This is a genomic window from Chryseobacterium cucumeris (assembly GCF_001593385.1).
GTDB lineage: Bacteria > Bacteroidota > Bacteroidia > Flavobacteriales > Weeksellaceae > Chryseobacterium > Chryseobacterium cucumeris.
In genome coordinates this window covers 158,662-184,128 of record NZ_LUVZ01000043.1, presented here as the reverse complement: position 1 = coordinate 184,128, position 25,467 = coordinate 158,662, and the positions used below count along the sequence as shown (strand labels likewise).

Below are 25,467 nucleotides of genomic sequence, written 5' to 3'. Positions count from 1 at the left end.
ATACCATGAAAAATTTTTTAAATATACTCAGTCTGTTGTTTGTGACATTCAGCTTTGCGCAGACCAACCTAACGGCTTCTGAAAATTATATTTACAGCAAAACATGTCTGAATAACGATTGTACCAAAACTTCAGAAAATGTACAGTATTTTGACAGTTGGGGAAGACCGGTACAGGGCGTAGCCATTAAAGCTTCTCCTTTGGGAAATGATGTGGTAAGCCATATAGAATATGATACCTATGGAAGACAGGTAAAAGATTATCTTCCAGTACCACAGACAGGAACACAAAACGGAGCGTTTTACCCCTCTCCGCTTGCCAATGCCTCCTCTCTATACGGTAATGAAAAGATTTATTCTGAGAAACTCGTGGAAAATTCTCCGCTGCAAAGGATACAACAGCAGGTTCCTTTAGGAAATGCCTGGAGTAATAAACCCATTCTGTTTTCTTATGATGCCAACAAAGATGGTGAGGTCACAAAATATACTGTGACTACCACATGGGTAGAAGGAAGAACAAACAGTATTCTTTCCAACAATGGAAACTACGCCGTCAATACTTTAGCCAAAAACATGGTAACTGATGAAGACGGTAATGTTACCATAGAGTTTACCAACAAGCAGGGACAAATGATTCTTGCCAGGAAAATGCTCAGCGCTACCGAAAAGGCGGATACTTATTATGTGTATAATGAATTCAACCAATTGGCGTATACTCTTCCGCCGCTGGCTTCTGTTTCCGGGGCGGTTTCTGCTTCCACGCTGGATAATCTTTGCTACCAATACCGATATGACGGATGGAACAGACTGGTAGAAAAGAAACTACCTGGGAAGGGCTGGGAATATTTGGTGTATAACAAAGCTGATCAGGTTATTCTGGTTCAGGATGCAGCGCTTAAAGGAAAAGGGCAATGGCTCTTTACCAAATATGACCAGTTTGGAAGAATTGTTTATACCGGAATTACAAATAATACAGCAAGCAGGGTAACAATACAAAACAGTGCCAATATCAATACTGTTTTATATGAAACCAGGGCTGCAACAGCAGGACTGACCTTAAATGGTATGGCTGTTTATTATACTAAACTTGCCACACCTACCACTGTCAGTCAGGTATTAAGTGTTAATTATTATGATACCTATCCTGCTGGAACTCCTACTGCGCCCACTCAGATAATGGGGCAGGATATTCTTTCTCAGGATGCCCAAAGCAGTGTGATCAGCACGAAAACCATGCCTACAGCTGCTTATGTAAGAAATATTGAAGATAATGGCTGGACAAAGAACTATATCTGGTATGATACCAAAGGAAGAGCAGTAGGATCGCATACCATCAATCATTTAGGAGGATATACCAAAACTGAGTCTGAAATTGATTTTGCAGGACTTATTAAACAAACCAAAGCTTATCATAAAAGGCTGGCGGGTGATCCTGAAAAAACCATTACCCAAAATTATGAGTATGACAGCCAGGGCAGACTGCTGGTACACAAGCATCAGATTGATAATAATACCGTAGAGATCCTTGCGCAAAACACCTATAACGAGCTTTCCCAGCTTTTAAATAAAAAAGTGGGCGGAACCCAGATCTCTCAGCCTCTTCAGACGATTGACTACCAGTATAATATCCGAGGGTGGATGACTCAGATCAATGATCCTGCTAATCTTGGGAATGATCTTTTCGGATATAAGATGAATTATAACCAGGTAGAAGGGTTGGAAACTCCCAATCCTGATTATCCTAATTTGAAGGTGAAGCCAAGGTTTAACGGAAATATTGCCGAAGTATCCTGGAAGACGCTGACGGAAGAAAATGAGCCTCTGAAAAGATACAGCTATTCTTACGATGCCTTAAACAGACTTTCTGCAGGCTTTTACCAAAAAGCAGGAAAAGAAACGGCGAAAGAGTATTTTGAAAGTATGGAATATGATCTGAACGGAAATATCACGAGACTGAAAAGATCCGGAGAATTGGCCATTGGAAATACAACCGCTCTGGCCATAGATAATCTGAAGTACGATTACACAGGAAATAAACTGATCAGGGTTACCGATGAGCAACAAAACCCATCAGGTTATCCTTATATGGCTAATCCCGGAACCATAGGCTATGATAATGACAGCTCAGACGGAAACGGAAATATGATCAGCAACCCTGATAAAGGTATTTCTGCGATTCAATATAATTATCTAAATTTACCGCAACAAATTACCCAAAACGCTAAAGTAACCCAATATACCTACAGAGCGGATGGTGTAAAGGTAAAGAAGCTCTTTGGAGATATAGAAACGGATTATCTGGACGGGTTTCAGTATAAATCTACCTTCCAAATAGAATCATGGAATGGAGAGGGAGTCTTCCAGCCTGACCCGAATGAGATCCCGGTTTTAAAACTAAGGATCATTCCCACAACAGAAGGATATTATGATGTACTGAATGAACGCTATGTCTATAATTATAAAGATCATCTCGGAAATGTGAGACTTAGTTATACAGACACCAATAAGGATGGGATCATCCAGCCAAGAAGATATAATGCTTCTATGTGTAGTGGTAAATTTTGTATTGATGACTGGAGACCGGGGGAAATTGTAGAAGTGAATAATTATTATCCTTTTGGGATGATGCATAATTATACAATGACTACCCAAAACGCTTACCAGTACAAATACAATGGTAAAGAGCTTCAGGAAAGCGGAATGTATGATTATGGAGCAAGAATGTATATGCCTGACCTTGGAAGATGGGGTGTAATAGATCCGCTGGCAGAAACATCCAGAAGATGGAGTACCTATGCCTATGCCTATAATAATCCTGTGATGTTTATTGATCCGGATGGAAGACAGAATGTGTCCGCCTCACAGAGGGAGCATGATTCTGCCTTATTCTGGAATTTTGATCAGAATACGACATTATATGGAAGCAGCTGGTTTGGCAGTTCTTATGAAAGTGCAGGATTTGGTAATAATTTAAAAACCATGTCGAATAGTGGAGATGGTGGAGGTTCTGGCTATTATTTTAGTGGAAATGATGCTGCTAAAATGTTAAATTATTTTAAAAATGGAGGAACAATGTCTGGACTTAGCTTCGGTGATACTGAAGTGAGATGGTGGACAGGCATTCCAACTCAGAACGCCTATAGAATGGGTGATGATATCTATAGTGATTTAGATCTAGGAGTACATCATAGAGCTAAGATTTCGAAGAATAGTGGTGCTGAAATCATGACACCTTCGAATTATTTACCTCCTCAGGAAGGTTTTGATTGGGGGCATGTAGGAAATACTATGACTGCCGGGGCAATTACATATTACGCTTTAGAAAAAAGTATTTACAGTAAGTATCATTGGGTAGATGCAAAAGGTATTATTAAATCTACTCAACTTTTAGAAAAGGGGGCTAATGGCAAATTCATAAGGGGAGTACAAGGTTTTAGAAACGGATATGCAGCTGCTGGAAAAGCAACTTCTGCGTATTCTATAGCAGGAAAAGTTGTAGGTGGTGTAGGAATGGCGGTAACTGTAGCTCAATGGGTGAGAGGAGACATTACTGGTATAGAAGCCGGTTTTGACTTGGCAATGGGAGTTATTGGTTTTACTCCTTGGGGAGCCCCTATAAGCCTTATCTATTTTGGTGGAAAATTTTTATATGAATATTCAACTGGCAGATCAGTATTCACAAAACCAGGAGAAAATTAAAATTCAAACATGAAAGCATATTATTATTTATTATTCAGAATTTATAGATATTATAAAGATAAGCAGAATGAAAATGAATTTGAAGCATTATTTAGTGCTACAGCAGTTAGTACAACACTTATAAGTATTAATGTAATAACTTTAATAGGGTTGGTAGGTTTTTTTTATAATATACAATTAATTCCATCGACTAAATATATTGTACTTGGCATATTATTAACTGGCATTCTCAATCATCTTTTATTTGTTCGAGCTCAAAAATTTTTGAACTATAATTTTCAAAAAGATAAAAAAGGTGGTGTCTTAATAATAGCATACATTATTATTTCTGCCTCATTCACATTTATTGTGGGGAACTATAATAGAAAAAAAATATTTGAAGAGAGAAAGAAAAATTATCCCGCAGATCAGACTGGAAGACCACAGTCTTTACAAAGTGAAATAGAAAATTGGTTTAAAGAAAAAAAATAATTGTACTTGATTAGTTTTCGAAAAGGGGAAATATTTTAAACATGTTGGCAATAAATTGGAATGTTGGTTTTCAATACTCCAATTTTAAAACAGGAATAAATCCGCCCGCTGGATCGAGCGTCTCGCTCGTGTCCGTGAATAAAACAAAAAGCCCCACGCCCCCCGCACGAATCCTTTCGTGTGGCAGGTAAGAATAAAAGCCACTGCAAAAACAGTGGCTTTTACTTTTTATTCTAGAGAAACTGTTATATTTACAACATAGATCATCTGGGAAATTTAAGGTTAAGTTATACCGATACAAATGGAGATGGGATCATCCAGCCAAGAAGATATTATACCTCCATTTGTACAGGAAAATTTTGTATTGATGATTGGAAGCCTGGTGAAATAGTAGAAGTGAATAATTATTATCCTTTCGGAATGATGCATAATTATACCGCTACGACGCAGAATGCTTATCAATACAAGTACAACGGAAAGGAGCTTCAGGAAAGCGGAATGTATGATTATGGAGCAAGAATGTATATGCCTGACCTTGGAAGATGGGGTGTAATAGATCCGCTGGCAGAAACATCCAGAAGATGGAGTACCTATGCCTATGCTTATAATAATCCTGTGATGTTTATTGATCCGGATGGAAGACAGAATGTGTCCGCCTCACAGAGGGAGCATGATTCTGCCTTATTCTGGAATTTTGATCAGAATACGACATTATATGGAAGCAGCTGGTTTGGCAGTTCTTATGAAAGTGCAGGATTTGGTAATAATTTAAAAACCATGTCGAATAGTGGAGATGGTGGAGGTTCTGGCTATTATTTTAGTGGAAATGATGCTGCTAAAATGTTAAATTATTTTAAAAATGGAGGAACAATGTCTGGACTTAGCTTCGGTGATACTGAAGTGAGATGGTGGACAGGCATTCCAACTCAGAACGCCTATAGAATGGGTGATGATATCTATAGTGATTTAGATCTAGGAGTACATCATAGAGCTAAGATTTCTAATTATGGTCCTATTGATTATGGGAAATTTGTAGAGGAAGGTCTTAATTGGATTCAAGACAACCCTAAAACATTTACTACCATCGCAGGCACTGTTGAAGGATCTTCTCAGTTAGTTTCTTGGGGCTTGAAAAAATGGAATGCTGCTTCAAGTATATCCAAAAGTCGTATTTTCGCAGAAATAATAAGTACTAGATTACCCCTATCTGCTAAAGCTTTGGGAGTTACATCAAAAGGTCTTAATGTATTAGGAAAAGCAGTTGGTGTTGCCGGTTTAGTAAATACTGGCTACCAATGGTCTCAAGGAAAGATTTCTGATACTAGAGCTATAGCTGATGGAATAATGGGAGTTGTAGGCTTTCTTGGACCATGGGGAGCTGCTGCATCATTAGTATATTTTGGTGGAGTTGCAGCTTATGAATATTATTATAACGATAACAAACCCGCATTTTAAAATGATTAAATTTTTAAGATTATTATTTTATCATATTTATCTATACTATGATAAATCGGAGAAGGGAGGAAAAGCTATAACTAAATTTTCTACATTTTCAGTTTTTTTAGTTATATTTTTCTTTATGATTATAAGTATCTACACTTTAATATGCCAAATATATGATAGTAGCTATACATTTCTTCCTGGAAAATTGTATTTTTTTGTCTTTGCAATTATTGCTATTATTATAGCATATTATTTGTATAGAGAAGGATTCTATGATTTAAATGAATACTATGATAAAAAATATTATTATTATTTTATTATTATAGTTTTGCTCACCCTTAGTTTATTTATCTATACAGGTAAAACTAGTAGGGACAGAATTTTTAAACAAAAAGTATTAGATAAAGAATATTTGAAAAAGGACATGTAAATTGAAACCTCTTCCCGCCGCACGAATCCTTTCGTGTGGCAGGTAAGAATAAAAGCCACTGCAAAAACAGTGGCTTTTACTTTCTATTCTAGAGAAACCGTTATATTTACTAGTATAGAAATCATCTCAAATATAAAATGAAAAGAAATGTCACGAAAGGTAATGGTATATAAAAAATGGTAAAGAAATTATATGGAAGAAAGAGATATTATTATACGAAAAATCCTAGAAAAATTATATATTGAATTTAATCCAGAAAATCTCTCTAGGCTTACTATAGATCAATATAGAGATTTCTTCTTTTCAATATTTGAATACATAAATCTGTACAAAAATAAATATCATTTGACAGAAAAAGATTTTGTTGAATTTAGCAAGAATATACATCATAAGTATAACTTTGATGAATACGAAGATAACTGTTGGGAAAGAGTTGCTTTTCTTATGGACGAGCTAATATTTCGGTTTGCTACACCTCCACCCTATTTTTTTCATGCTAACTTTGAAGATTTTAAAGATAAATTAAAAAGAGATTTTACGGAAGGTAATGGTTTGTGAAAATCAGTTATACATTTCCCACTGTTAGAGCGAGTACCCGCTGGCGCGAGCGTCTCGCTCGTGTCCGTGAATAAAACAAAAAGCCACTGTTTTTGCAGTGGCTTTTATTCTCTATTCTAAAGAACCCGTTATATTTACCAGTACAGAGACCACCTTGGCAATGCCAGAGTAAGCTTTGCAAAAAACAGCGAAGGCACTCCTGAAGTGCACCCGCTGTAGAACGAGTCCATCGTGGGAAAACTATACTATAGTTTTAAACTACGCGAAGGAAGGGGTGCGTGCGATAGCCGGTGGGAGAGAGGGAATAAGAAGATTTTATTTATGTATGGAAACGAACTTTAATTTAGACTTTTATAGAACTATATTAACAATATTTCTATTTACAGTAGGTATATATTCTTGTACAAGTGTTTCAAAGAAAACTACAATCGAATCTAATAAAATAAAAATTTTATCAATTGATTCTACTAGTGACTATTATGTTTTTACCGTACGAGATGATATTATTCTTGCTGAGAAAAATAAAGTTACTTCATGTAATTTTTTTAAAAATATAATTAAAGATAGTATTATAGAAACAAGTAAAATTAAGTCAGGAACAAAATATGTGATAATTGGGTTTAATGAGTTAACCATAAATAATATAAAAATTAAGAAAAAAGGAGAGTTGGTAAAAGCAGTTAATAGTTGTGGGGCATTTATACCATGAAGATTTGAATTTATACTAGCTGGCGGTAGTGTCTCCCTCGTGTCCGTGTATAAAACAAAAAGCAACTGTTTTTGGCAGTGGCTTTTACCTTTATTCAAGAGAAACCGTTATATTTACCAGTACAAGTATAGAGATCACCTTGGTAATGCCGCGCTTCGTAAAGTTTCCTGACTTTAAGCCAGTAATAAAAACAATTCCTTTCCTATAATGCTCGACTTCAAGAGCAGAAGACTATAATGACAAAATATGGAGTTAAAACAATTAAATAGAATAATATTTTTGGTAGTTTTTGCTATCAGTACAAATGTCTTTTCTCAAATAAAAATGTCTGATATTGAGAACAAGAAATTTTCAATTAATTCAAAAACGCAAAAACAGAATCTCGTAAAAATATCTGATAATAGCGATTATAGTATTTATTATATAGTAAACAGAAGAGATTTTAACTTAAAAAAAGGAATAGGAACTCATGGTATAGCAAAGGTTATCTTTTTTTCGAAGATGTATAATAAAGGTATACTTATTAATTTTCAACAGATGATATATCGTGCAAAAACGAATATCTATAATATCATTTTATATACAGGTTCTAATGATAAATATATGTTTGTTTCTTCAATGACTGTACTAGATAAAGATTTCAATTACGAGTATTTTATAAAATATCATTATATGCCACTACCACCACCAAAAAATGAAGTTTATAAGGCATGGATTACAATACAAGACACTAAAAATTATTGTAATTTAATAGACATTGATCTAAGAGATAATCTTATTTATGAAAACATTAATGATATTTTGAGTAATATTCCGAAGATACCTAAAGGAAATAATATTGAAAAAAAGTGTACTCCTATAATTTACGCTATGGACTTAAAGGACTTTTTTCCAGAGAAGATCATCAAATAGTTTTTATTTCCCACACGTTGAGAGCTTTTAGCTCTCCCCCGCTCCGCACGAATCCTTTCGTGTGGCAGGTAAGAATAAAAGCCACTGCAAAAACAGTGGCTTTTACTTTCTATTCTAGAGAAACCGTTATATTTACCAGTATAGAAATCACCTTGGCAATGCCAGGGTAAGCTTTACCAAAAACAGCGAAGGAGCTATTGAAATACCCCACTGTCGGAAGAATACTTATTGTGGAAATACTATCAATTTAATATCTATCATGTGTGATGTTGATATATTAATTCAGAATAATAAAAGAGCTTTTGTTAAAAATATAAGATCATAAAAAAATAGGAATTCAATCTGATATTTTGATCTTTGGTTTTTAAACCACACGAAAGGATTCGTACAGTCGCCAGGGATACATTAATGTAAGTAGCCCAAGTGATTCAAATGTAAATATTAAATAAATTTAACCTTAATATATGAGATTATTAATAAATTTTATTATTACATTCGTAGTAATTTATCTTCTGGTATTTTTTTTTATCAATGTCGTATTTAATCTAAATAACGCGAATCTAGTTTCACTTGTTTCTATAATATTATTTATAGTAATTTATATTTATTATAGATTTTTTTTTAAAAGAAAATATTAAAAAGAATTCGCGCTCGTACCCACAAATAAACAAAACCACTGCTGTGCAGTGGTTTTTCGTTTTATTAGAAGTGTATTTTTTATAAACGGTCTCCAGCAGCTTCGGAAGTGTTTTCAGTCACTCCAGCAAATGTCTGCAGTCGCTTATTAATTTGCTATAACCATTTCGTAAACGGTCTCCAACCACTTAAGAAATGCCTTCAGACATTATTGTAAGTATCTTCGGACACTTTATCAAATAGATATCACTACTTTACAACCGTCTCAACTGTTTTCATAAGTCCCTATAGCCTTTTATTCAAGTAGCTGGAGACCGTTATTGACCCCCCTTCAGCCTCTTCGGAAAAGCCTGTAACCCCTTCCTTAACAGTCTCCATACCGTTCTATAAGTGCCTGTCACCCCTTATTCAAGCAGCTGGAGACCGTTATGGAACAACTTATAGCCCCTTAGATAACTGGATCTACCCCCTTGGGTAAGGGGGTAGAGGGGGTTGGTGAAGGGGGTAATCACTATATTTTCAATAAATGAATGTAAGGATTGGAAACAGGGCATAAGGTAATATTTAAATTTCCTAACTTTGTAGTTCTCAATAACAATCAAAACAAAACGATGTCAATCACCAACGAAGATCAGATGCTCGGAATGCAAAAAGTAAGTGATGCTGTTGCCTATACGCTGAAGAAGATGATGGATTACGCCAAACCCGGCATGACCACCAAAGATCTTGACGAATATGGAGCCAGAATACTGGAAAGTTTCGGAGCAAAATCAGCACCTTATCTTACGTATGGATTTCCAGGATGGACGTGTATCAGCGTGGATAATGAATTCTGCCATGGGATTCCAACAGATCAGAGGATCTTGAAAGAAGGCGATCTGATCAATATTGATGTTTCAGCAGAACTGGACGGATATTGGGCAGACAACGGAGGTTCTTTTGTGATCGGAGAAGATATTCACGGACATCAAAAATTGGTGGAAGCTTCCAAAGAAATTTTAAGAAAAGCTATCGACAATATCAAAGGCGGTGTGAAAATAGCAGACATAGGATTGTTAATGGAAACAGAAGCAAAGAAGAGAGGTCTTAAAGTTATTAAGAATCTTGCAGGCCATGGCGTAGGGAGAAGCTTACACGAACAGCCTGACGAATTGCTGAACTACAGAAACCGCTATGATTCCAGACGTTTCAAGAAAAACTCTGTGGTGGCTATTGAAACATTTATTTCCACCGATTCCAATATCGCTGTAGAATTAAAAGACGGCTGGACCATGGTAGGCAATAAAGGCGGTTATATGGCCCAGCACGAACATACCATCGTAATCACAGATGGAAAACCTATCATTTTAACCGAAATGAACGAAATCCTGAATTAAAAGAACCGCACCGGTGCGAAAATCATCATCATCATTTTTAAGAGAAAAGAATGTTATTGGAATTCCCTGCTGAAAATCTTTGATCTTCTTGCACCTTACATATACATCAGCAGTAAAAACTTTGTGCCTTTGCGTTAAAAACAAACTAACAGCGTTACTATAATCACCAAGCTCCCTCCAATTAACTTGTTGATTGCAGCTCTGTTCCCTTATATTTAGTTGTAAGAATAGAAAGCTGTGCGTTACAATAAAAAAACGCTTCGTTATCTATACTCCGAAAAATCTGCAGTAATATTCCATTGATGAAAAAGCCAGACTTTATATTGTTGGGCATAAAATACTTTGTTATATTTATAGAATAAAATCACTTCACAAACTATCCGCTATGAAAAAAATTCTTTTAATCCTTTTGGGAATCGTTGTCATTCTGGCTGCTGTCATATTGATCAAAACCTACACCTATCCGTTTAAAAAAAATAATATCGGGGCAGGCGAGGGCTGGAAACCCATAAAAAATGATTCTGCAGTGATGAGACTTTCAGGAGGAATAAAAGTACCCACCGTTTCTACAGGAAGTTTGGGTGAATTTGATTATGCACCGTTTGAACAGTTCAAAACCTATTTAAAAACATCTTATCCGTTAGTCTATCAGAATACAGAAAATGTTGAGGTCAACCAATATGGACTGGTGTTCAGACTTAAAGGAAGCAATTCTTCGCTGGAGCCTATTTTATTCCTTTCCCATATGGACGTAGTTCCTCCCGGAGATGCTGATATAAAGAATAATGATCCAAATGTATTCCGTCCGGATGATAAACCTTTAGAACCCGTTTCAAAAGTCGCAGAAGATTGGGAATTTGCCCCTTTTTCAGGAGCTGTTGCCAACGGAAGAATCTACGGAAGAGGTGCCATAGATATGAAGGGAATGCTTTTTTCCTTGATGGAATCCATGAATTCTATGATTAAAAACAAACAGATTCCACAGCGTGATATTTATCTGGCTTTCGGTTTTGATGAAGAAGTAGGCGGAAAGAAAGGAGCGATTCAGATTGCCGATTATTTTAAGAAAAAGGGATTGAAGTTCGATGCGGTCTATGACGAAGGGGGATTGATTATGAGAAAAGGAAATGTAGCCGGAATTGATACAGACGTTGCCGTAGTAGGATGTGCTGAAAAAGGGTTTCTTTCTGCAAAAATCAAAGTAAAAGGGCTGGGTGGACATTCTTCTATGCCTCCTATGGAAAGCGCAATCGGAAAAGCTGCTGTTATCATGCAGCGTCTGGAAGATCACCAGATGAAACCTGTTATTACCCCTTTAATCAAAGAATTTTTTACGAATATCGGAGGTGAAATGCCTTTTGCCACAAGAATGGCACTGGCGAATCAATGGCTTTTAAAACCGGTACTGATTTCCCAGCTTACCAAAAATAATACAACCAATGCTTTGTTTAGAACCACAACAGCTTTAACGATGATGAAAGGAAGTGATGGAACTAACGTCCTTTCTCCAGAAGTGGAATTTGTGGTTAATTTCAGATTACTTCCCGGAAATTCGGTGAAAGATGTAAGAGATCATATTGCTAAATCGACTGAAGGTTTTGATGTTGAGGTAGAAGAAATTGATAATACAAGAGAAGCTTCTGCTATTTCCCCAACCAATACAAGAGCTTTTAAAATGATAGAAGCCGGAGTGAAAGAAATTCATCCAGGAGCCATTGTTACCCCTTATCTTACTATGGCTGGAACCGATGCCGGTAAATATGAAATTGTAAGCAAAAACGTCTATAGGTTCATGCCGATTAAGATCAACAGTGCCGAGCAGCAGAGTATTCACAGTACCAATGAATATCTTAGTATTGAAAACTATCTGAAAATGATCCACTACTTTGAGTACATTATGAAGAATTATGATAAATAAGTGTCAATGGTGAATGGTCAATTCGCTGCGCTTGTGAATTTTATAAGCTCGTATGTAATTAAACGTGGTGTTCGCAAAGTTTTTATGATGTTTACTTTTTTTTCGACCGCAGAGGCGTTTCACTCAGCAATGTACACACTAAGGTCTTTGGCTGAACGGAGTGCCTTTGCGAACTGATAAATTCTGTATATCAATAAACCTTGCGAACTTTATCGTTAATTATGATTGACGATTGACTTTGCGAAGCAAAAATTGACCATTGACAAAAATCTTTTTACAAAAAATATATTACGTCAAGTTTTGTCGCATTACACATATAGCTTTGTCATATCAAAATTACAGAGCTATGGAATTGCCATTTTACTTAAACTTTAACGACTTTGAAAGTAATTATTACGATAACCTTGAAAAATGGTTTGAAGAATATCATAATACCAGCGAAACAGATTATCTGAAAGCGCTTGCAGAGCTTTATCGCCCCTATGTGTATTATAACTTTGCAGATGACATGCTAAAGCCCGATGCTTCCATTGAAGTGAAAGACTGTTTTTTCCCCTATCATGAAAAAATAGGAATCTCTTTCTGTATTGATAGTGAAAACGGAATTTCCCCATCCAGCGGAATGAATCAGGTATTTGAATTTAAAAATATCTCCATGATGGAGTATGCCCAGCATATTCTGGATAAGATCAATAAGTTTTGTTCAAAAAATGCGCATGCTCTTGATGGAAGTAAAAATATTCAGGACTATATTAATAATTACAGTATTATTACCTCAATGGAAGGAGTAGGGTATTGTATCAGCTACAACCGTCATCAGAAAGCCATTCCATTTTTAAAAGCTTATCTTCCCTATTATGGACAGACCGTTAATATGGCGGTATACAGGGATTTTCTTTTTTCTGTTGTTCAGATTGCAGAGTTTATAGACCAGAAATTAAAAACTGTGCATGCTTTTAAACAGACTATTTATGCACGCTCAAGAGCGGAAGCCAAATTCAATGTGCAGTTGAGCCGTCAGTTTCTGACTTTGTGCAACTAAATTTTACACCAAACATTCATACTTAATTATATTGCGGAAAACTTATGTTTTCAACCAAAAATCCCGGTCAGTAATGATCGGGATTTTGTATTGCAATTGTATGAATACTTGCTTATGTGTATTACTTGTTTTTTTTATAAGGAATATTCCATACCAGGTCGGCTGCCAGATAATGAACGCCTCCATGATGAATACTTCTGCTGTCTCTGATCAGATCGTCCATATATCCTATGTCTACAGTAAAAGGAGAGTTCGGAATTGTAAACATATAGTACGCCGCAATACGCATTTCACGATATCCAAACGAACTCCATTCAGAATCCTGCTCATTGAGATGGCTTATAGAAAACAGGGCTTCTGCACTCAAGGCCAGTTTCTGATTGTTTGTTGGAGATAAATTATAGGTGAGCTGATTCTTGATCCGTGTTCTCAACTGAAAATCCTCTTCGACTTGATAAAAGTCTGCATCAAAAAATTTCCTGAATTCCTGGCGTATGGTACTTTTAAGTTTCCATTTCCTGCCGAGATCAAAAGTATAGGCATATCTTCCGTAAATTCTAAATTCCTGTTCCGTACTTTCTTTATCATAAGGAGCTGTACTTTCATACTGTGGCTGACGTCGGTAACTTAATGCATAACTATATTGCTGGTGTGGCGCAAAGGAATGATAAACTTCATGATTTAAAACAATGATCGCCTGCTTCGAAAACAGATTATGATCATCCGGACTGCTTTTTCTCCCGATGGCTACGTAGCTCAAAGCCTGTTTTTTACCCAAAGAGTCGAGTTGTCGCTTCACTCCGAAGGCTCCCCAGGATGCATTGTTGGCATCTCCCAGTCCAGGTGGACTGATCTGCGCTTTGATCGATGTTCCTAAACATCCCAATAAAAATAATCCTGCAAAAAATTTCTTCATGCTCAATAGGGTGAATAATTGTTTTACTGTTAATTTTAAATAACTGCGAAACCATGAGACGGATAAGAATGCTGTTGATACGCAGAGAGAATACTTTATAATACCAAAATTAGAGGCTTTGTTCATAGAATGTTTATTCAAAATCTTTTAATACTGTTTAAAAACAAGACAAAGTAAAGGCCTGATTTAGGATAGATTTAGGAATAAAACTTTCTAAAGATTAAGTTTTTAGAACTGTATTGTAATTGTGGATAAAATGTGTATAACTTGTTAGTAATTTGAGGAAATCTCTCTCTCATTGATCAAATGATTACGTAAATATTTGATATTGTAGTGTATAGGTGTAAAAATTAGTTGCCACAATATATAGATATTGTGGCAATTTGGTTTTATGGACTGGTTGACTTATCTGTTAGTTCTGTCTTACTCCGCACATAGCATCCCATGTGGTCCAGAAATGGGCATTAATAGCTCCGATAGGAGGATTTGTACTGTCTGCAACAATTCCTACCATTGAAGCACAGTTGGAGTTACAGCCTATTTCATTATGACTTCCGGCCTGAGGCGGAATCTGGCGCCAGGTACCGGTAGATCCGCTTAATAATTCTACTCTGATTTCAAAGATCCCGGAAAGATTGGGAGTCTGAATCTGTTTGGTAGGATTTTCACTTGAGATGAAGTCGCTCCAGTCTCCCTGTGAAAAAGTTACACGCCATGTAGAAATCATTTTAGAGGTATCATTTTGTGGGGAAAGATACACCCAGAATTGTGCTCCGTTTCCAAGTACTAACTGACCTGAGGAATTTGCATTTACACTTGTTGATGTCATATTGATTTGTTTTTTAGGTGATTAGATTGTATTTCAAAGTAACGAAGAACAAGGCACCTGCAGTAGAGTATAAATGACCAATTATTAGAGTGAGTATAAATACCTATGAGAAAAGGTACCAAAATTTTAGGCATAAAAAAACCTGTGCTAATCATTAGCACAGGTTTTGGTTTCTTGCAGAGAGGAAGGGAAATGAACCTATTGAAATGTATTATCACTTACTTTTAATAGGAATGCTATTTATCAATAAATTACATATATTTGCATAAATAATTATATGTAAATTTTATATTCATTTATAGAATTTTTAGCACCTAAATTAGCACCTAATGAATTTCACATTCAAATTAAAAGAACCAAACTCTCACAAAGAAACTCTAATTTATTTTCGATCTTATTTTGATAATGAAAAGAAAAGTTTTATTTACTCAACTGGAGAAAAGATAAAGCCTCAAGAATGGGATTTGAAGACTAGGCAACCTAATGATTTGAATGGAAGAACTGCTAAGGCTGATAATCAAAGAAGTATAAAGAAGCAATTAGATCGTTACAGTTCTTCTTTTCTAGAAATTGTAAATCGATATAAAAATATTAATGAAGAATTAACGATTGATATTCTTCGACAAAGGTTTGACGAAGAATTTAAGAAAATCAAGACTAAAGATGATTTTTTTAGACTTTATGAAGAGTTTATTGAAGAGAAATCTAATGATTATACAGGAAAAGGAATTTCAAAATCTACCAAAACAAGATATACTTACAATAAAAACTTACTTTTTGAATTTCAGAATCATCATAAAATTAAAATTAGTCTTGGAAACTTCAATGAAAAACTGTACAACAAATTTCTAAAGTATTGTGTTGAAGTAAAGGATCATTCTGCAAATACGGTTCATCGTGATATTGGTCTTTTGAAAACTTTTCTTTTTTGGGCTTTACACAAAAAATATACATTCAATAATGAATTTATTGGTTTCAAAAAACCACCAAAATTTCAAACTGATGAAATTGCGTTAAATATCGAACAAGTAACAAAGATATATGAACACGATTTCTCAAAAAATAAAAGATTAGAAAGGGTTAGAGACTTATTTGTAATTGGTTGTACTACAGGAATGCGTTTTGGAAATTATAGTCGTATTTCAAAAAATGATATTCAAGGGGATTTTATTAGAGTTACTGATTTAAAAAGTAAATCTAAAAAATTGGCGATTCCTCTAAACTCTATTTCAAAAGAAATATTGGAAAAATATGATTATGAATTGCCAAAAATTACAAACCAAAAGATGAATCTCTACATCAAAGAAGTTTTTCAGGAACTTGAATTTGATGATGAAATAAAAAAAACTATGAAATACGGAGATGAATTAGTTGAGAAGAACTCAGAATTTTGGCGTAGAATTTCAAGTCATACTGCCAGACGAAGTTTCATCACAATAATGAAAAACAAGCGGGTTCCTGATAAAGTTATTATGTCGTACACAGGACATACAAGTTTGGAAGTTTTCAATGCGTATTACAGACCAAGTGAAGAAGACAAAATTAATTATATGAACGAAGTTTTTAAATAGAAGCAAGTGATTAATCAAATTAAAAAAACAGAAACATTTAAGAATTTTCTATACGATATAAATTCATTTAAAATTCTGTTTAAAACTGGAAAAAAATTACCAACGCAATTTAGAGAAATGGTTAAAGCTACATTGGATGAAGCTTCTACTAAACAAGTAATAGATTTAAGTAGCTATGAGTTTAAAAAATTGAAAGTTGATAAAAATGAAAATACATTTTACAATTACTTTAAAGATTTTGAAGATTTTCAGGGAATAAGTTTTGAGCAAAAAGTATTTACTGCCACTGAAAATTTAATTAAAAATTTAACAAAAACAGATAATTTTACTGCAAAATTACAACGTGATTTTTTGAATGATTTTTCAGAGTTTTTAGAAGTTAAATATTTTAATGATCAAATTAGCGTTAAGACATCTATAAAAGAGCATGATGATACAAATACTTTTGTTAAAAGTCTAAATGATTCTGAGAAACTAAAAGAAGTTTTTGTTGATAGTGAAATGCATGGAAAAATTGATTTTGATACAATTAAGAACTCTAATGTAATTTATAAGTCAGATTCAAAGCATCTCGAATATAAAGATACAAGAGTTAAATCAGATTTAGGTATATTATTAATTCTGTTGAGAGAAAAGAAAATAATATTAGAAACAACTACTCAAAAATATCTTGCAAATATTCTTAACGAAGTCCTACAGCAGGATTCGGATTTTACTAGTCTAATTAATGGTTTAAACGCAAAAAATTCAGATTCTAAAAAGAGGACAGATGATGACGATAAGGCATTTAAAAGTATTTCTGAATTTTTAGATCAATTCATTAGTTAATATTAAAAGTTTTTTAAACTAGTAGTAAAATCCACTTAAGAATCCACTGGATCCATGACTTTTCATTGGATTTCAGCTGTAATCTTGCCATAGAATTCAATCGAAAATCTATGGAAACAGTCAATCCTTTTCAAATTATTCTTGATGAGATAAATGAAGTCAAAAAACTTCTTTATTCTATTCAGAAAGAACCTGAGCTTGAACTAAAGAAGAAATTTTATTCATTTAAAGAAGCATCCGCGATTCTGAAGCTGGACTACCAAACTGTACGTTCCCATGTACTGAAAGGAAATATTAAAGCTGAGAAAATCGGACGATTTTACCGCATCAATCATTTAGATTTGATGTCAGCTCTGCAGGATGTGAAATCTCTTAAATACAAGAGATGAAAATGGATAATGATTTCGTGTTTCAACCTGTTAAAAGAAAGAAAATAATAATTTCTAAACGTCTTCGTGATGCTCTTGTTACTCATGATACGACTATTATTCAGCAGCGGATTTTCATAGTTATTCTTTCTGCTTTGAAAGAAAAGCAATCGCTCTTCATCTCTTCAAAAATTCCTTTTTTAGATCAAAATAGTAAGCAGCTTTCTTTCGATGATCAGTTTGATGGTTGGGCAAACGAGGGATTGATTTCCTTTCAAATTCCTATGAAATTTATAAATGAGAAACGAAAAATGCGGAATGAAGCAATACATGATGCATTAGTTGAGTTAGCTACGATTAAATCATTTAGGTTGAAAGATACGTCTATTGAAGGCTTTCAAGCTGTCTTTTTTATATTAAATCCTAAGTGGAATAGTCGATTTGTGTACTTCGAAATGGATAAAGCGGTAGTTAAAATTCTTTTTGATTTAAAACCTTTCTTTCAGGTGAAAAGTGATTTGCCTTATTTGGCATCGACTCCAAATACATTGAGATTTTTACTTTTTTTATTAAAATATAAGAAACAGGGGTTTTTAAAGAAATCTTTTGAAAAGATTTTAAAAGAACTTTGTATTCCAATCAGAAAATATCGATTTCCAGCTATTTTTGAAAGAGATTTTCTGATTCCTGTAAAGTTAGATTTAGATTCTTTGAACGACTGGAGCTTCAACTATTCAAATGAAAAAGGTGAATTCGCAATCAATATTTATTATACAAAAAATTCTGTCGGAGAAGGTGAGAAATTTAGTTCTGTTGATGAATTAAAAATTTATCGAGCATTAAAATATTTAAGAAAATCAAGAAATCTCAGCGATCAGAATATGAGAGTCATTAAAAAGTTTTATGAAGTTCAGGGATATGAAGAGTTTTCAAAAAAAATCAAAAGAAAAATTGAAAAAAAACTCCAAGGAGATGACTTTATTAAAGCTGTTTTTGAACATTTAGAGAAACCGTGATATTATCTCAAGTATTTAGGATAATATCTCAATAAAGCAAGATTTTATTTCAATTTTTTTGGATAATGTCTCAAGGAAAATGGATATTATCTCAAACATTGAAGATATTATCTCAATTTTTTGATTGATAATTATTTTTAAAGTATTGAATATGTTGAGTTTGTATGGTTATTTTTTGCTGCACTTAATTATAATAATGTTTTTAATATTATTAATTTTTATAAAAAAAATAATAATTGTGGATAAAAATATAAAATATTAAAGTTTGTAATCAATTGATAATTAGTTTTTAACTCGGCTTTACTCTTTTTAGTAATGCTGATAAAAAATGGATATTATCTCAAATTTAAATTGGCTATGAAAAGAAAAAAAAATTGTTTTGAAGCAAAAAAATTGATTCCAATAGATCTTTTGATGCAAAGTTTCGGGTTGCGACCCGCAAAATCTTTTCAAAATGGAAAACTATATCACGCTTTTTATCGTGAAGATAAGAATCCAAGCCTTATTACATTTTTCGATTCTTTATTTGCTACGGATTTAGGTAGGAACAACACAAAATATGATGTAGTTAGTTTAACCGAATTGTTTTTGAATTGCTCAACTGAAGAAGCGTTGGAATATCTTTTTTCATTGGATGCGTTAAAAATTGAAAACGTTGAAATAAAATACAAAACCAATGTCAAAATTATAAACGTCATTCCACTTTTTAGTTATCCACTTAAGAACTATTTACTTTCTAGGGGAATCACAGAAGAATTTTGGAAATATGTATGTGAGATACACTACAAAGTTCCAAATCAAAATTCGATTTTTTATTCTATTGGTTTCAAGTCAAATACTAAAAATTTTTACGAATTACGTTCTTCTGCTTTCAAAGGTTGTTCTGGAAAAGATATAACAACTGTGGAAAATGGTTTTTCAAAAATTATCTTAATAGAAGGTTTTTTTGATTATTTGAGCTTTTTAGTTCTCTATCCAAATATAAAATCAGATTTCTTGATCATGAATTCTATCTATATGATTGATAAAACACTGAGATATCTAAATGAAAACTCATATTCTAAAATTATTCTTCTCCTTGATTATGATAAAGCAGGCAATGAAACTACTGAGAAAATTCTATCGGAATTTCAATATGCAGTTGACCGAAGAGATATTATGGGAAATCAATGCAAAGACCTAAACGAGTATCTCATTTCTCGAAATCCACAAAAATAAATTTTATCCAAATAAAAGACAAAAAAATGGAAAACTACGACAACCATAATCTACAACCCAAACGTAAAAGAAAAACGAAAGATGAACGTTTGGCTGAAATTCAAGAAAAGAAAAAGAAACTTCTGGCTGAAGAAGCCAGATTAAAGCAATCTGCCATTAATGAACGTCGTAAAAAAAGACTGAATACCTTCTACACTTTTGGTGGAACATTGTTTACTGAAAATTGGGAAACTTTGAGCAAAATTTTAATTGATGAAAAGAATTGGTCAAAAATCACTGTGTACATAGACGATAGACTATTTGCAGAAAAAAGTAATAAGCAAGATGCGTAAAAAGAGATAACGCCCTTAGGAAGTTTTAAAGTTCCGCTACACTTCACAATAAAACTTCACACGGGCTACTTTTTAGAAAAAAGTAACAAAAAAATGTCAACAGTCGATTCAATTAGTTATGGTACTCGAAAGAGAGAATGTTATCGTATTTATGATAATGAGCTTGGCTTTGTGGATAGAACGACCGTCAATGTAAAATTCCTGAAAAAGAAATGGCAGAAAATTGAAAATTTCGAATACTCTAAAAGAAAAAATGGGAAAGTTCTAAGCAAATTAATTCTAATGTTTCCCAACGAATGGACTCAGCAACAAAAAGAAGGTTTTATTCAGCATTTTTTAGAATCCAAATTTGGCAAAAAACATAATTTTACATTTTGCTTTCATAGAGGAAAGGATGGTGAAGTAATTGAAAACTCACATGGACATCTGTATTATTCCGAAAGGATTTTGACAGACTCCACTTATCGCAAAGACCCAACGATGTCGAAACTTGGTTATGTTAAAAAGTTTGTAAAAGATTGGCAGAAAGGATGTGGAATAGATTTGTCAAAATCACCAAAAGTTAAGCGTATCCCTATGAAAGAATGGAAAGCCAATCCTGTAGAAGCAAGACTTTTTAAAGTGAAAATTAAAAATATAATATTTAGAGAGCGAAAAGAGATTAATAAGACGGAGAAAAAATTGAAAATAGTTGAAATGCTTCTTGTTCGAACGAAACACAATTATCAACGTAAATCATCAAAAGCAGAACATAAAATCACAAAGGATATTTTGTCATTTTTTCCTACGGATTTTCTTGTGAGATTTAATAAATATAAAAAAGAAAATAAGAAAAAAATTATTGAACCCCAGAACTTTAATATCGAAAAAAGGCAAAGATTTATAGATTATGTCTCAACTGTAATTCGCAAAGACCATATTATTTATTTCCATCATTTGCAAAACGAGCTACAGTCTGCTGATATTCAGGTTAAAATTAATTTGAATGGTATGTTTGAATTTTTGCTGGCTGGTTCTAATTTACTAATATACGAAATAGAGCTTCCTGCTCATATAGAAGATTTACTTCAGGATTTTAAGAAGGAAGCTTTCAATAATAGAAATTTAGGAATTTAAAATACCTATTCTAAAGCGATTCAAACTGATAATAATTGTCAGATTAAGACTAATTCTGATTAATTCCAAGTTTCTAATTGTATCACCTTGCATATTCTATTTTTTCACTTGCATATTTTATTTCTCCTAATATGTCATTAGCAAATACTTTTCCTTCATTTTCTTCAAATAACTCGCAGAAAGCCTGACAATGCCTATGAAGAATAGAAAAATCATCATCATGCAACTGAGTGTAATATTTTACAATTCTTTCCATCAATTCATCATGTGTATAATCGGAATTGTTGTGTGAATAATTTGCTATAAAATCTCCTAATTTTATTTCTTCTGCATTGTCTGCTTTTATTTGTAAATCATTAAGTGTAGTTGTCTTATCAAAAGCCAACCAAATGAAGAATTCTTGAATAGTCTTTTTATCTAAGGGTAATTTTTTCATGTTTTTAGTATTTTAAATTAAGGTTCAATAGCAAAGCAGAAAAGCTTTTTCTCCATTGGATTTGCAAAAGGGTCATATTGTACACCTGAACTGATTACAAAAGAATATTCTCCTGCTTCTAGGTTTTGTGGAATAATAATTTCATAGACTCTGTTTTCTGTGTTTTTTAGTGGCAAAACAATCTTATATTTCGACATGTCTTTTGTTCCACCTGCAGAAACTCCGGACTGTACAAAACGGCGATATGTTTTGCTTTCTTTTACTTTATCAGCTTTTACTATCGTTATGCTTTCGGAAGACGCGTTATCTGGTAACTCAATATAGAACTTGGGAATTTCATTATTTTTGAACCGGACAGTAGAGTGTTTACTGTTAAAAATAGTGAGATAGTTATTCACCCCTCCATAACCCATTCCAATTGCTTTAGCTTCAATTTTTGCAGTAGCTTTTTCGAACTGTTCTAATTTCCCATCTTTCAGATAATACGGTTCAAGTACTTTAATTTCTTGAGCATGGAAAATTGAAAGTGAAAACATGCTCACTGTACTCAGAATTTTTACAAATTTTTTCATATTGGTGAAGTTTTTTGTACCGTTCCTCGTACTGGTTAGTTTTTAAATAAAGAAAGCGTGGAACTGCAGTAATCAATCCGTTTCTGAGGTACCGCTAAGAACCCGACTTCCGAATATGAACTTACAGCCCACGCCATAGATGACGTGGGCGTAAGTATCATTCTGGGAAGTCTTTGAAAATTAGCGGTTTTCAGAAACCCAAACGATAACTTACGCTTTACGTTGATTTTTTATTTACTAAAGCAAATATAGTAGTTTAAAAATGTACAAAAAATGATTTTTTTGACAAAAATTAAATTTTATTTAAGCCCAGTTCACTTAAGAACTGATTATGCTCCCTCGTTTTTGAATCAATAAGTTTATTGATTTCTATTAAATCGGTATTTACCTTTGCTAAATCTATCTGCACTTCGTCTTCAGCAGTGCTTACATACCTTGAGATATTAAGATTGTAGGCATTCTTTTCGATTTCTTCTATGGGTACTCTTCGTGCATATCTTTCGATGTGCTCTGGACGAAGCTGATAAGTTTCTACAATTTTATCAATATGATTTTCTCCTAAAGAATTCTGTCTTTTTCCTGGTTGATATTGCTCCGAAGCATTGATGAACAAAACATCCTCATGTTTTTTACACTTTTTAAGCACCAAAATACAAACAGGAATACCTGTTGAATAAAAAAGGTTAGATGGTAATCCAATGACAGTGTCAATATGATTGTCTTTCAATAATTTTTCTCGAATTCGAGCCTCTGCACCGCCACGGAACAAAACGCCGTGTGGTAATATAATAGCCATTGTACCTTCTTTGCCCAAGAAATGAAACCCGTGTAACAAAAAAGCAAAATCGGCAGCTGATTTGGGTGCTAAACCATGACTTTTAAAACGGAAATCTTCTGACAGTGTATCGTTAGGTTCCCATCGCAAACTAAATGGGGGATTGGCAACGATAGCATCAAATTCCATTTTTTTGCTTGGGTTCATCTCATTGAGCATATCCCATTGGTTAAGAAGCGTATCTCCGTGAAAAATTTCAAATTCAGTATCCTTCATGCCGTGTAAAAGCATATTCATTCGGGCAAGATTGTAGGTAGTTACATTTTTTTCTTGACCAAATATTTTTCCTACTTTCCCTCCATCATCTATCATTTTTTTGCGAATATTCAATAGCAAAGAACCTGAACCACAAGCGAAATCCAGCACTCTATCCAATTTTGGTTTTGGTCCCGATTCAGGATTTTGCGAATCTAAAATAACGATGCGTGAGAGAATGGTAGAAATTTGTTGTGGCGTATAAAACTCACCTGCTTTTTTGCCAGAACCTGCCGCAAATTTCCCAATTAAATATTCATAGGCATTTCCAAGTGTATCCACATCCGGTGAAAATTCGGCAACGCCTTCTGCTACTTTGCCAATTATTTTACAAAGAGCATCATTTCTATCTTTTGGAGTTTTTCCTAATTTTTCCGAATTGAGGTTGATTTCCGAAAATAATCCTTTAAATGCACTTTCAAAAGATTCATTTTCAATATATCGGAATCCATTTTGAAGTGTTTCCAATAAATCACCATTTTGTGTACGAGCCAACTCTGTAATATTACTCCACAAGTATTTGGGTTCAATTACATAATGTACTTTTTTACGCATGAGTTTTTCAAACTCCTTTACATCTGTCCCGTTATTATCATACCAAAGTTCTAAAGGTGGTGGAACACGGAAGTCTAGTTTTTCTTCTTTTGATGGGCTTTCCGGATACTCTCTACCTAATTCTTTTTTTGCAGCCTCCTCATAGTTAAATGATAGATAGCGTAAGAATAGAAACGAAAGCATGTAATCTCGAAAATCATCGGGATTCATAGCTCCTCGTAGGTCGTTTGCGATATCCCAAAGTGTATCGCCTATTATTTTATATTGGTCTTTCTGTGTCATTCTGTAATTTCTTCTGTTTGAACTTCATCGTTGAATATTTGCGGAAAATAGAATTCGTACTTGGTTGTAAAACCTGTAAAAATTCTTTTAAAAAGTTCTTTATTATCATCTCCCATTTCTACAGGATCATATATTGAGTATTTTCCATGACTAAATAATTGTAACGCTCTTTCAAAAAGAGTTTCATCATCAAGCCCATCAATGCATTTATTAATCTTATCATACCCGAAAAAAGTTGCTGTTTTTTCCAAAATACTTCTTAAAGAATTAAAATGGTATGTATAAATATTATTTGATTCTACCACTTTTTTAAGTTCGCTTAATGCAGCGATATGATGAAAGAAAGGAGTGTCACTTGTATCTTGCAACGCATAGTCGTCTGCAGCTTTAAAATGTAAGAAATATCTTTTATTTTTTAGCTTTCTACCAAATTCATTATATAGGACATTAAAAAATAGACTATGATGCGTGGAGATTACAGTTTTAATTTCATTACCGTCTGAAGTAATGAGATTACATAAATCACAAGCAATCGCTATAGCATTATTTTCATCAAGTGATGAAATTGGATCGTCAATATAAATATATTTTACCCAATTATAAGCGGGATCTTTATCTATTGCCAATTGACAGATCGCCATGAAAAAGCACCATATAAATAAAGTTTCTTCGCCTCTGGAGATTTTGATGTTTTCTATGGTTTCTTCATTGCCTTCAACAATAATACTTTTTGAAAAAACTACCGTTGCTGTATCATAATTAATATCAAATTTTAAGTCCACATAATTATTCAAAAAAGATTCAATTTTTACATCTAATTCCAACTCTCTAAGTCCATCAAAAAATGATGACTCTACATTGAGTTTCATGAATCTGTCCCTATCATTTTCCAAATCATTATTCCATGAAAACAAATCTTCTGTAAAAGCATTGAAATATAAAGTATCTTGATTTGTTGCCTTTCCATCTACATCAAACTCTTTTCCTAATTGTTTAAATTCCATAGAAAGGCGAGTTTTTCCACTTCCATTATGGGCAAAAAGCAATACCAAATCCTTCATTTTGGTATTGTCACCTGTCAAATCTTTTCTGAAATGTTGGGCAACCTCGGATAGATTACTGAATTTTATAATTTCGTTCATGTT

22 protein-coding genes are annotated in these 25,467 nt (G+C 33.6%); 16 read left to right on the top strand and 6 right to left on the bottom strand.

What is annotated here, in order from left to right:
• Positions 1–5: 5 nt before the first annotated feature.
• From A1704_RS18075 to A1704_RS18030, 9 genes are all read left to right on the top strand, one after another.
• Positions 6–3,698 carry a DUF6443 domain-containing protein gene (locus A1704_RS18075; RefSeq protein WP_082798824.1) on the top strand — a complete coding sequence of 1,231 codons (3,693 nt, stop codon included), beginning with the start codon at positions 6–8 and terminating at the stop codon, positions 3,696–3,698.
• Positions 3,699–3,707: 9 nt separating this feature from the next.
• A complete protein-coding gene (locus tag A1704_RS18070) occupies positions 3,708–4,169 on the top strand; it encodes a hypothetical protein (RefSeq protein ID WP_062675458.1) in 462 nt (153 codons plus the stop codon).
• A 396-nt stretch (positions 4,170–4,565) separates the two neighbouring features.
• Positions 4,566–5,624, top strand: coding sequence for an RHS repeat-associated core domain-containing protein (locus A1704_RS25095; protein ID WP_062675457.1), 1,059 nt, complete (start codon positions 4,566–4,568; stop codon positions 5,622–5,624).
• A 610-nt stretch (positions 5,625–6,234) separates the two neighbouring features.
• Positions 6,235–6,600, top strand: a complete 366-nt coding sequence (locus tag A1704_RS18055; RefSeq protein WP_062675455.1) for a hypothetical protein — start codon at positions 6,235–6,237, stop codon at positions 6,598–6,600.
• 325 nt (positions 6,601–6,925) lie between these two features.
• Positions 6,926–7,309 (top strand): hypothetical protein, encoded by a 384-nt coding sequence (locus A1704_RS18050; RefSeq protein ID WP_062675454.1) that lies wholly within the window; start codon positions 6,926–6,928, stop codon positions 7,307–7,309.
• A gap of 246 nt (positions 7,310–7,555) precedes the next feature.
• On the top strand, positions 7,556–8,221 hold the full coding sequence (locus A1704_RS18045) for a hypothetical protein (protein ID WP_131797535.1): 666 nt from the start codon (positions 7,556–7,558) through the stop codon (positions 8,219–8,221).
• Between the two features lie 1,247 nt (positions 8,222–9,468).
• A complete protein-coding gene (map, locus tag A1704_RS18040; protein ID WP_062675452.1) occupies positions 9,469–10,233 on the top strand; it encodes a type I methionyl aminopeptidase in 765 nt (254 codons plus the stop codon).
• A gap of 385 nt (positions 10,234–10,618) precedes the next feature.
• Entirely contained in the window at positions 10,619–12,151 is a 1,533-nt protein-coding gene (locus tag A1704_RS18035; protein ID WP_062675451.1) for a M20/M25/M40 family metallo-hydrolase, read from the top strand.
• 346 nt (positions 12,152–12,497) lie between these two features.
• Positions 12,498–13,193 carry a hypothetical protein gene (locus A1704_RS18030; protein ID WP_062675450.1) on the top strand — a complete coding sequence of 232 codons (696 nt, stop codon included), beginning with the start codon at positions 12,498–12,500 and terminating at the stop codon, positions 13,191–13,193.
• 121 nt (positions 13,194–13,314) lie between these two features.
• Here the strand turns inward: A1704_RS18030 and A1704_RS18025 are convergent, their stop codons facing one another.
• Positions 13,315–14,109: a DUF2490 domain-containing protein gene (locus A1704_RS18025; protein ID WP_062675449.1), complete on the bottom strand. Its 795-nt coding sequence runs from the start codon at positions 14,107–14,109 to the stop codon at positions 13,315–13,317.
• A 412-nt stretch (positions 14,110–14,521) separates the two neighbouring features.
• Complete coding sequence (locus A1704_RS18020; RefSeq protein ID WP_047428034.1) at positions 14,522–14,938, bottom strand: hypothetical protein; 417 nt, start codon at positions 14,936–14,938, stop codon at positions 14,522–14,524.
• 329 nt (positions 14,939–15,267) lie between these two features.
• Between A1704_RS18020 and A1704_RS18015 the strand changes: the two genes are divergently transcribed.
• The 7 genes from A1704_RS18015 (at position 15,268) to A1704_RS17985 (ending at position 21,387) form a co-directional block, all read left to right on the top strand.
• Complete coding sequence (locus A1704_RS18015) at positions 15,268–16,509, top strand: tyrosine-type recombinase/integrase (RefSeq protein WP_062675448.1); 1,242 nt, start codon at positions 15,268–15,270, stop codon at positions 16,507–16,509.
• Positions 16,510–16,515: 6 nt separating this feature from the next.
• Positions 16,516–17,337, top strand: coding sequence for a hypothetical protein (locus tag A1704_RS18010; protein WP_062675447.1), 822 nt, complete (start codon positions 16,516–16,518; stop codon positions 17,335–17,337).
• Positions 17,338–17,447: 110 nt separating this feature from the next.
• Positions 17,448–17,726, top strand: coding sequence for a helix-turn-helix domain-containing protein (locus tag A1704_RS18005; protein ID WP_062675661.1), 279 nt, complete (start codon positions 17,448–17,450; stop codon positions 17,724–17,726).
• Positions 17,723–18,721: a RepB family plasmid replication initiator protein gene (locus A1704_RS18000; RefSeq protein WP_062675446.1), complete on the top strand. Its 999-nt coding sequence runs from the start codon at positions 17,723–17,725 to the stop codon at positions 18,719–18,721. Before A1704_RS18005 ends, A1704_RS18000 begins: the two co-directional genes overlap by 4 nt.
• Before the next feature lie 357 nt (positions 18,722–19,078).
• Positions 19,079–19,939, top strand: coding sequence for a toprim domain-containing protein (locus A1704_RS17995; RefSeq protein WP_157885783.1), 861 nt, complete (start codon positions 19,079–19,081; stop codon positions 19,937–19,939).
• Between the two features lie 26 nt (positions 19,940–19,965).
• Positions 19,966–20,271: a hypothetical protein gene (locus tag A1704_RS17990; protein ID WP_062675444.1), complete on the top strand. Its 306-nt coding sequence runs from the start codon at positions 19,966–19,968 to the stop codon at positions 20,269–20,271.
• Between the two features lie 93 nt (positions 20,272–20,364).
• On the top strand, positions 20,365–21,387 hold the full coding sequence (locus tag A1704_RS17985) for a MobA/MobL family protein (RefSeq protein ID WP_062675443.1): 1,023 nt from the start codon (positions 20,365–20,367) through the stop codon (positions 21,385–21,387).
• Positions 21,388–21,469: 82 nt separating this feature from the next.
• Here A1704_RS17985 and A1704_RS17980 read toward each other — a convergent pair whose 3' ends face one another.
• The 4 genes from A1704_RS17980 to A1704_RS17965 all read right to left on the bottom strand — a co-directional run bounded on the left by A1704_RS17980 (position 21,470) and on the right by A1704_RS17965 (position 25,464).
• Complete coding sequence (locus A1704_RS17980) at positions 21,470–21,823, bottom strand: hypothetical protein (protein ID WP_062675442.1); 354 nt, start codon at positions 21,821–21,823, stop codon at positions 21,470–21,472.
• A 17-nt stretch (positions 21,824–21,840) separates the two neighbouring features.
• Positions 21,841–22,395 (bottom strand): hypothetical protein, encoded by a 555-nt coding sequence (locus tag A1704_RS17975; protein ID WP_131797534.1) that lies wholly within the window; start codon positions 22,393–22,395, stop codon positions 21,841–21,843.
• 292 nt (positions 22,396–22,687) lie between these two features.
• A complete protein-coding gene (locus A1704_RS17970; RefSeq protein WP_062675440.1) occupies positions 22,688–24,322 on the bottom strand; it encodes a type I restriction-modification system subunit M in 1,635 nt (544 codons plus the stop codon).
• Positions 24,319–25,464: an AAA family ATPase gene (locus tag A1704_RS17965; protein ID WP_117753114.1), complete on the bottom strand. Its 1,146-nt coding sequence runs from the start codon at positions 25,462–25,464 to the stop codon at positions 24,319–24,321. The genes A1704_RS17970 and A1704_RS17965 overlap by 4 nt, the downstream gene beginning before the upstream one ends.
• Positions 25,465–25,467 lie beyond the last annotated feature (3 nt).

Bases quoted from the DNA above. Each gene is read 5' to 3' on its own strand.
- A1704_RS17965 (WP_117753114.1), bottom strand. From the start codon at position 25,464: ATGAACGAAATTATAAAATTCAGTAATCTATCCGAGGTTGCCCAACAT.
- A1704_RS18000 (WP_062675446.1), top strand. From the start codon at position 17,723: ATGAAAATGGATAATGATTTCGTGTTTCAACCTGTTAAAAGAAAGAAA.
- A1704_RS17985 (WP_062675443.1), top strand. From the start codon at position 20,365: ATGTCAACAGTCGATTCAATTAGTTATGGTACTCGAAAGAGAGAATGT.
- A1704_RS18050 (WP_062675454.1), top strand. From the start codon at position 6,926: ATGGAAACGAACTTTAATTTAGACTTTTATAGAACTATATTAACAATA.
- A1704_RS17980 (WP_062675442.1), bottom strand. From the start codon at position 21,823: ATGAAAAAATTACCCTTAGATAAAAAGACTATTCAAGAATTCTTCATT.
- A1704_RS18030 (WP_062675450.1), top strand. From the start codon at position 12,498: ATGGAATTGCCATTTTACTTAAACTTTAACGACTTTGAAAGTAATTAT.
- A1704_RS18045 (WP_131797535.1), top strand. From the start codon at position 7,556: ATGGAGTTAAAACAATTAAATAGAATAATATTTTTGGTAGTTTTTGCT.
- A1704_RS17970 (WP_062675440.1), bottom strand. From the start codon at position 24,322: ATGACACAGAAAGACCAATATAAAATAATAGGCGATACACTTTGGGAT.
- A1704_RS17995 (WP_157885783.1), top strand. From the start codon at position 19,079: ATGAAAAGAAAAAAAAATTGTTTTGAAGCAAAAAAATTGATTCCAATA.
- A1704_RS18055 (WP_062675455.1), top strand. From the start codon at position 6,235: ATGGAAGAAAGAGATATTATTATACGAAAAATCCTAGAAAAATTATAT.
- A1704_RS18015 (WP_062675448.1), top strand. From the start codon at position 15,268: ATGAATTTCACATTCAAATTAAAAGAACCAAACTCTCACAAAGAAACT.
- A1704_RS18075 (WP_082798824.1), top strand. From the start codon at position 6: ATGAAAAATTTTTTAAATATACTCAGTCTGTTGTTTGTGACATTCAGC.
- A1704_RS17975 (WP_131797534.1), bottom strand. From the start codon at position 22,395: ATGAAAAAATTTGTAAAAATTCTGAGTACAGTGAGCATGTTTTCACTT.
- A1704_RS17990 (WP_062675444.1), top strand. From the start codon at position 19,966: ATGGAAAACTACGACAACCATAATCTACAACCCAAACGTAAAAGAAAA.
- A1704_RS18070 (WP_062675458.1), top strand. From the start codon at position 3,708: ATGAAAGCATATTATTATTTATTATTCAGAATTTATAGATATTATAAA.
- A1704_RS18025 (WP_062675449.1), bottom strand. From the start codon at position 14,109: ATGAAGAAATTTTTTGCAGGATTATTTTTATTGGGATGTTTAGGAACA.
- A1704_RS18035 (WP_062675451.1), top strand. From the start codon at position 10,619: ATGAAAAAAATTCTTTTAATCCTTTTGGGAATCGTTGTCATTCTGGCT.
- A1704_RS18020 (WP_047428034.1), bottom strand. From the start codon at position 14,938: ATGACATCAACAAGTGTAAATGCAAATTCCTCAGGTCAGTTAGTACTT.
- A1704_RS18005 (WP_062675661.1), top strand. From the start codon at position 17,448: ATGGAAACAGTCAATCCTTTTCAAATTATTCTTGATGAGATAAATGAA.
- map (WP_062675452.1), top strand. From the start codon at position 9,469: ATGTCAATCACCAACGAAGATCAGATGCTCGGAATGCAAAAAGTAAGT.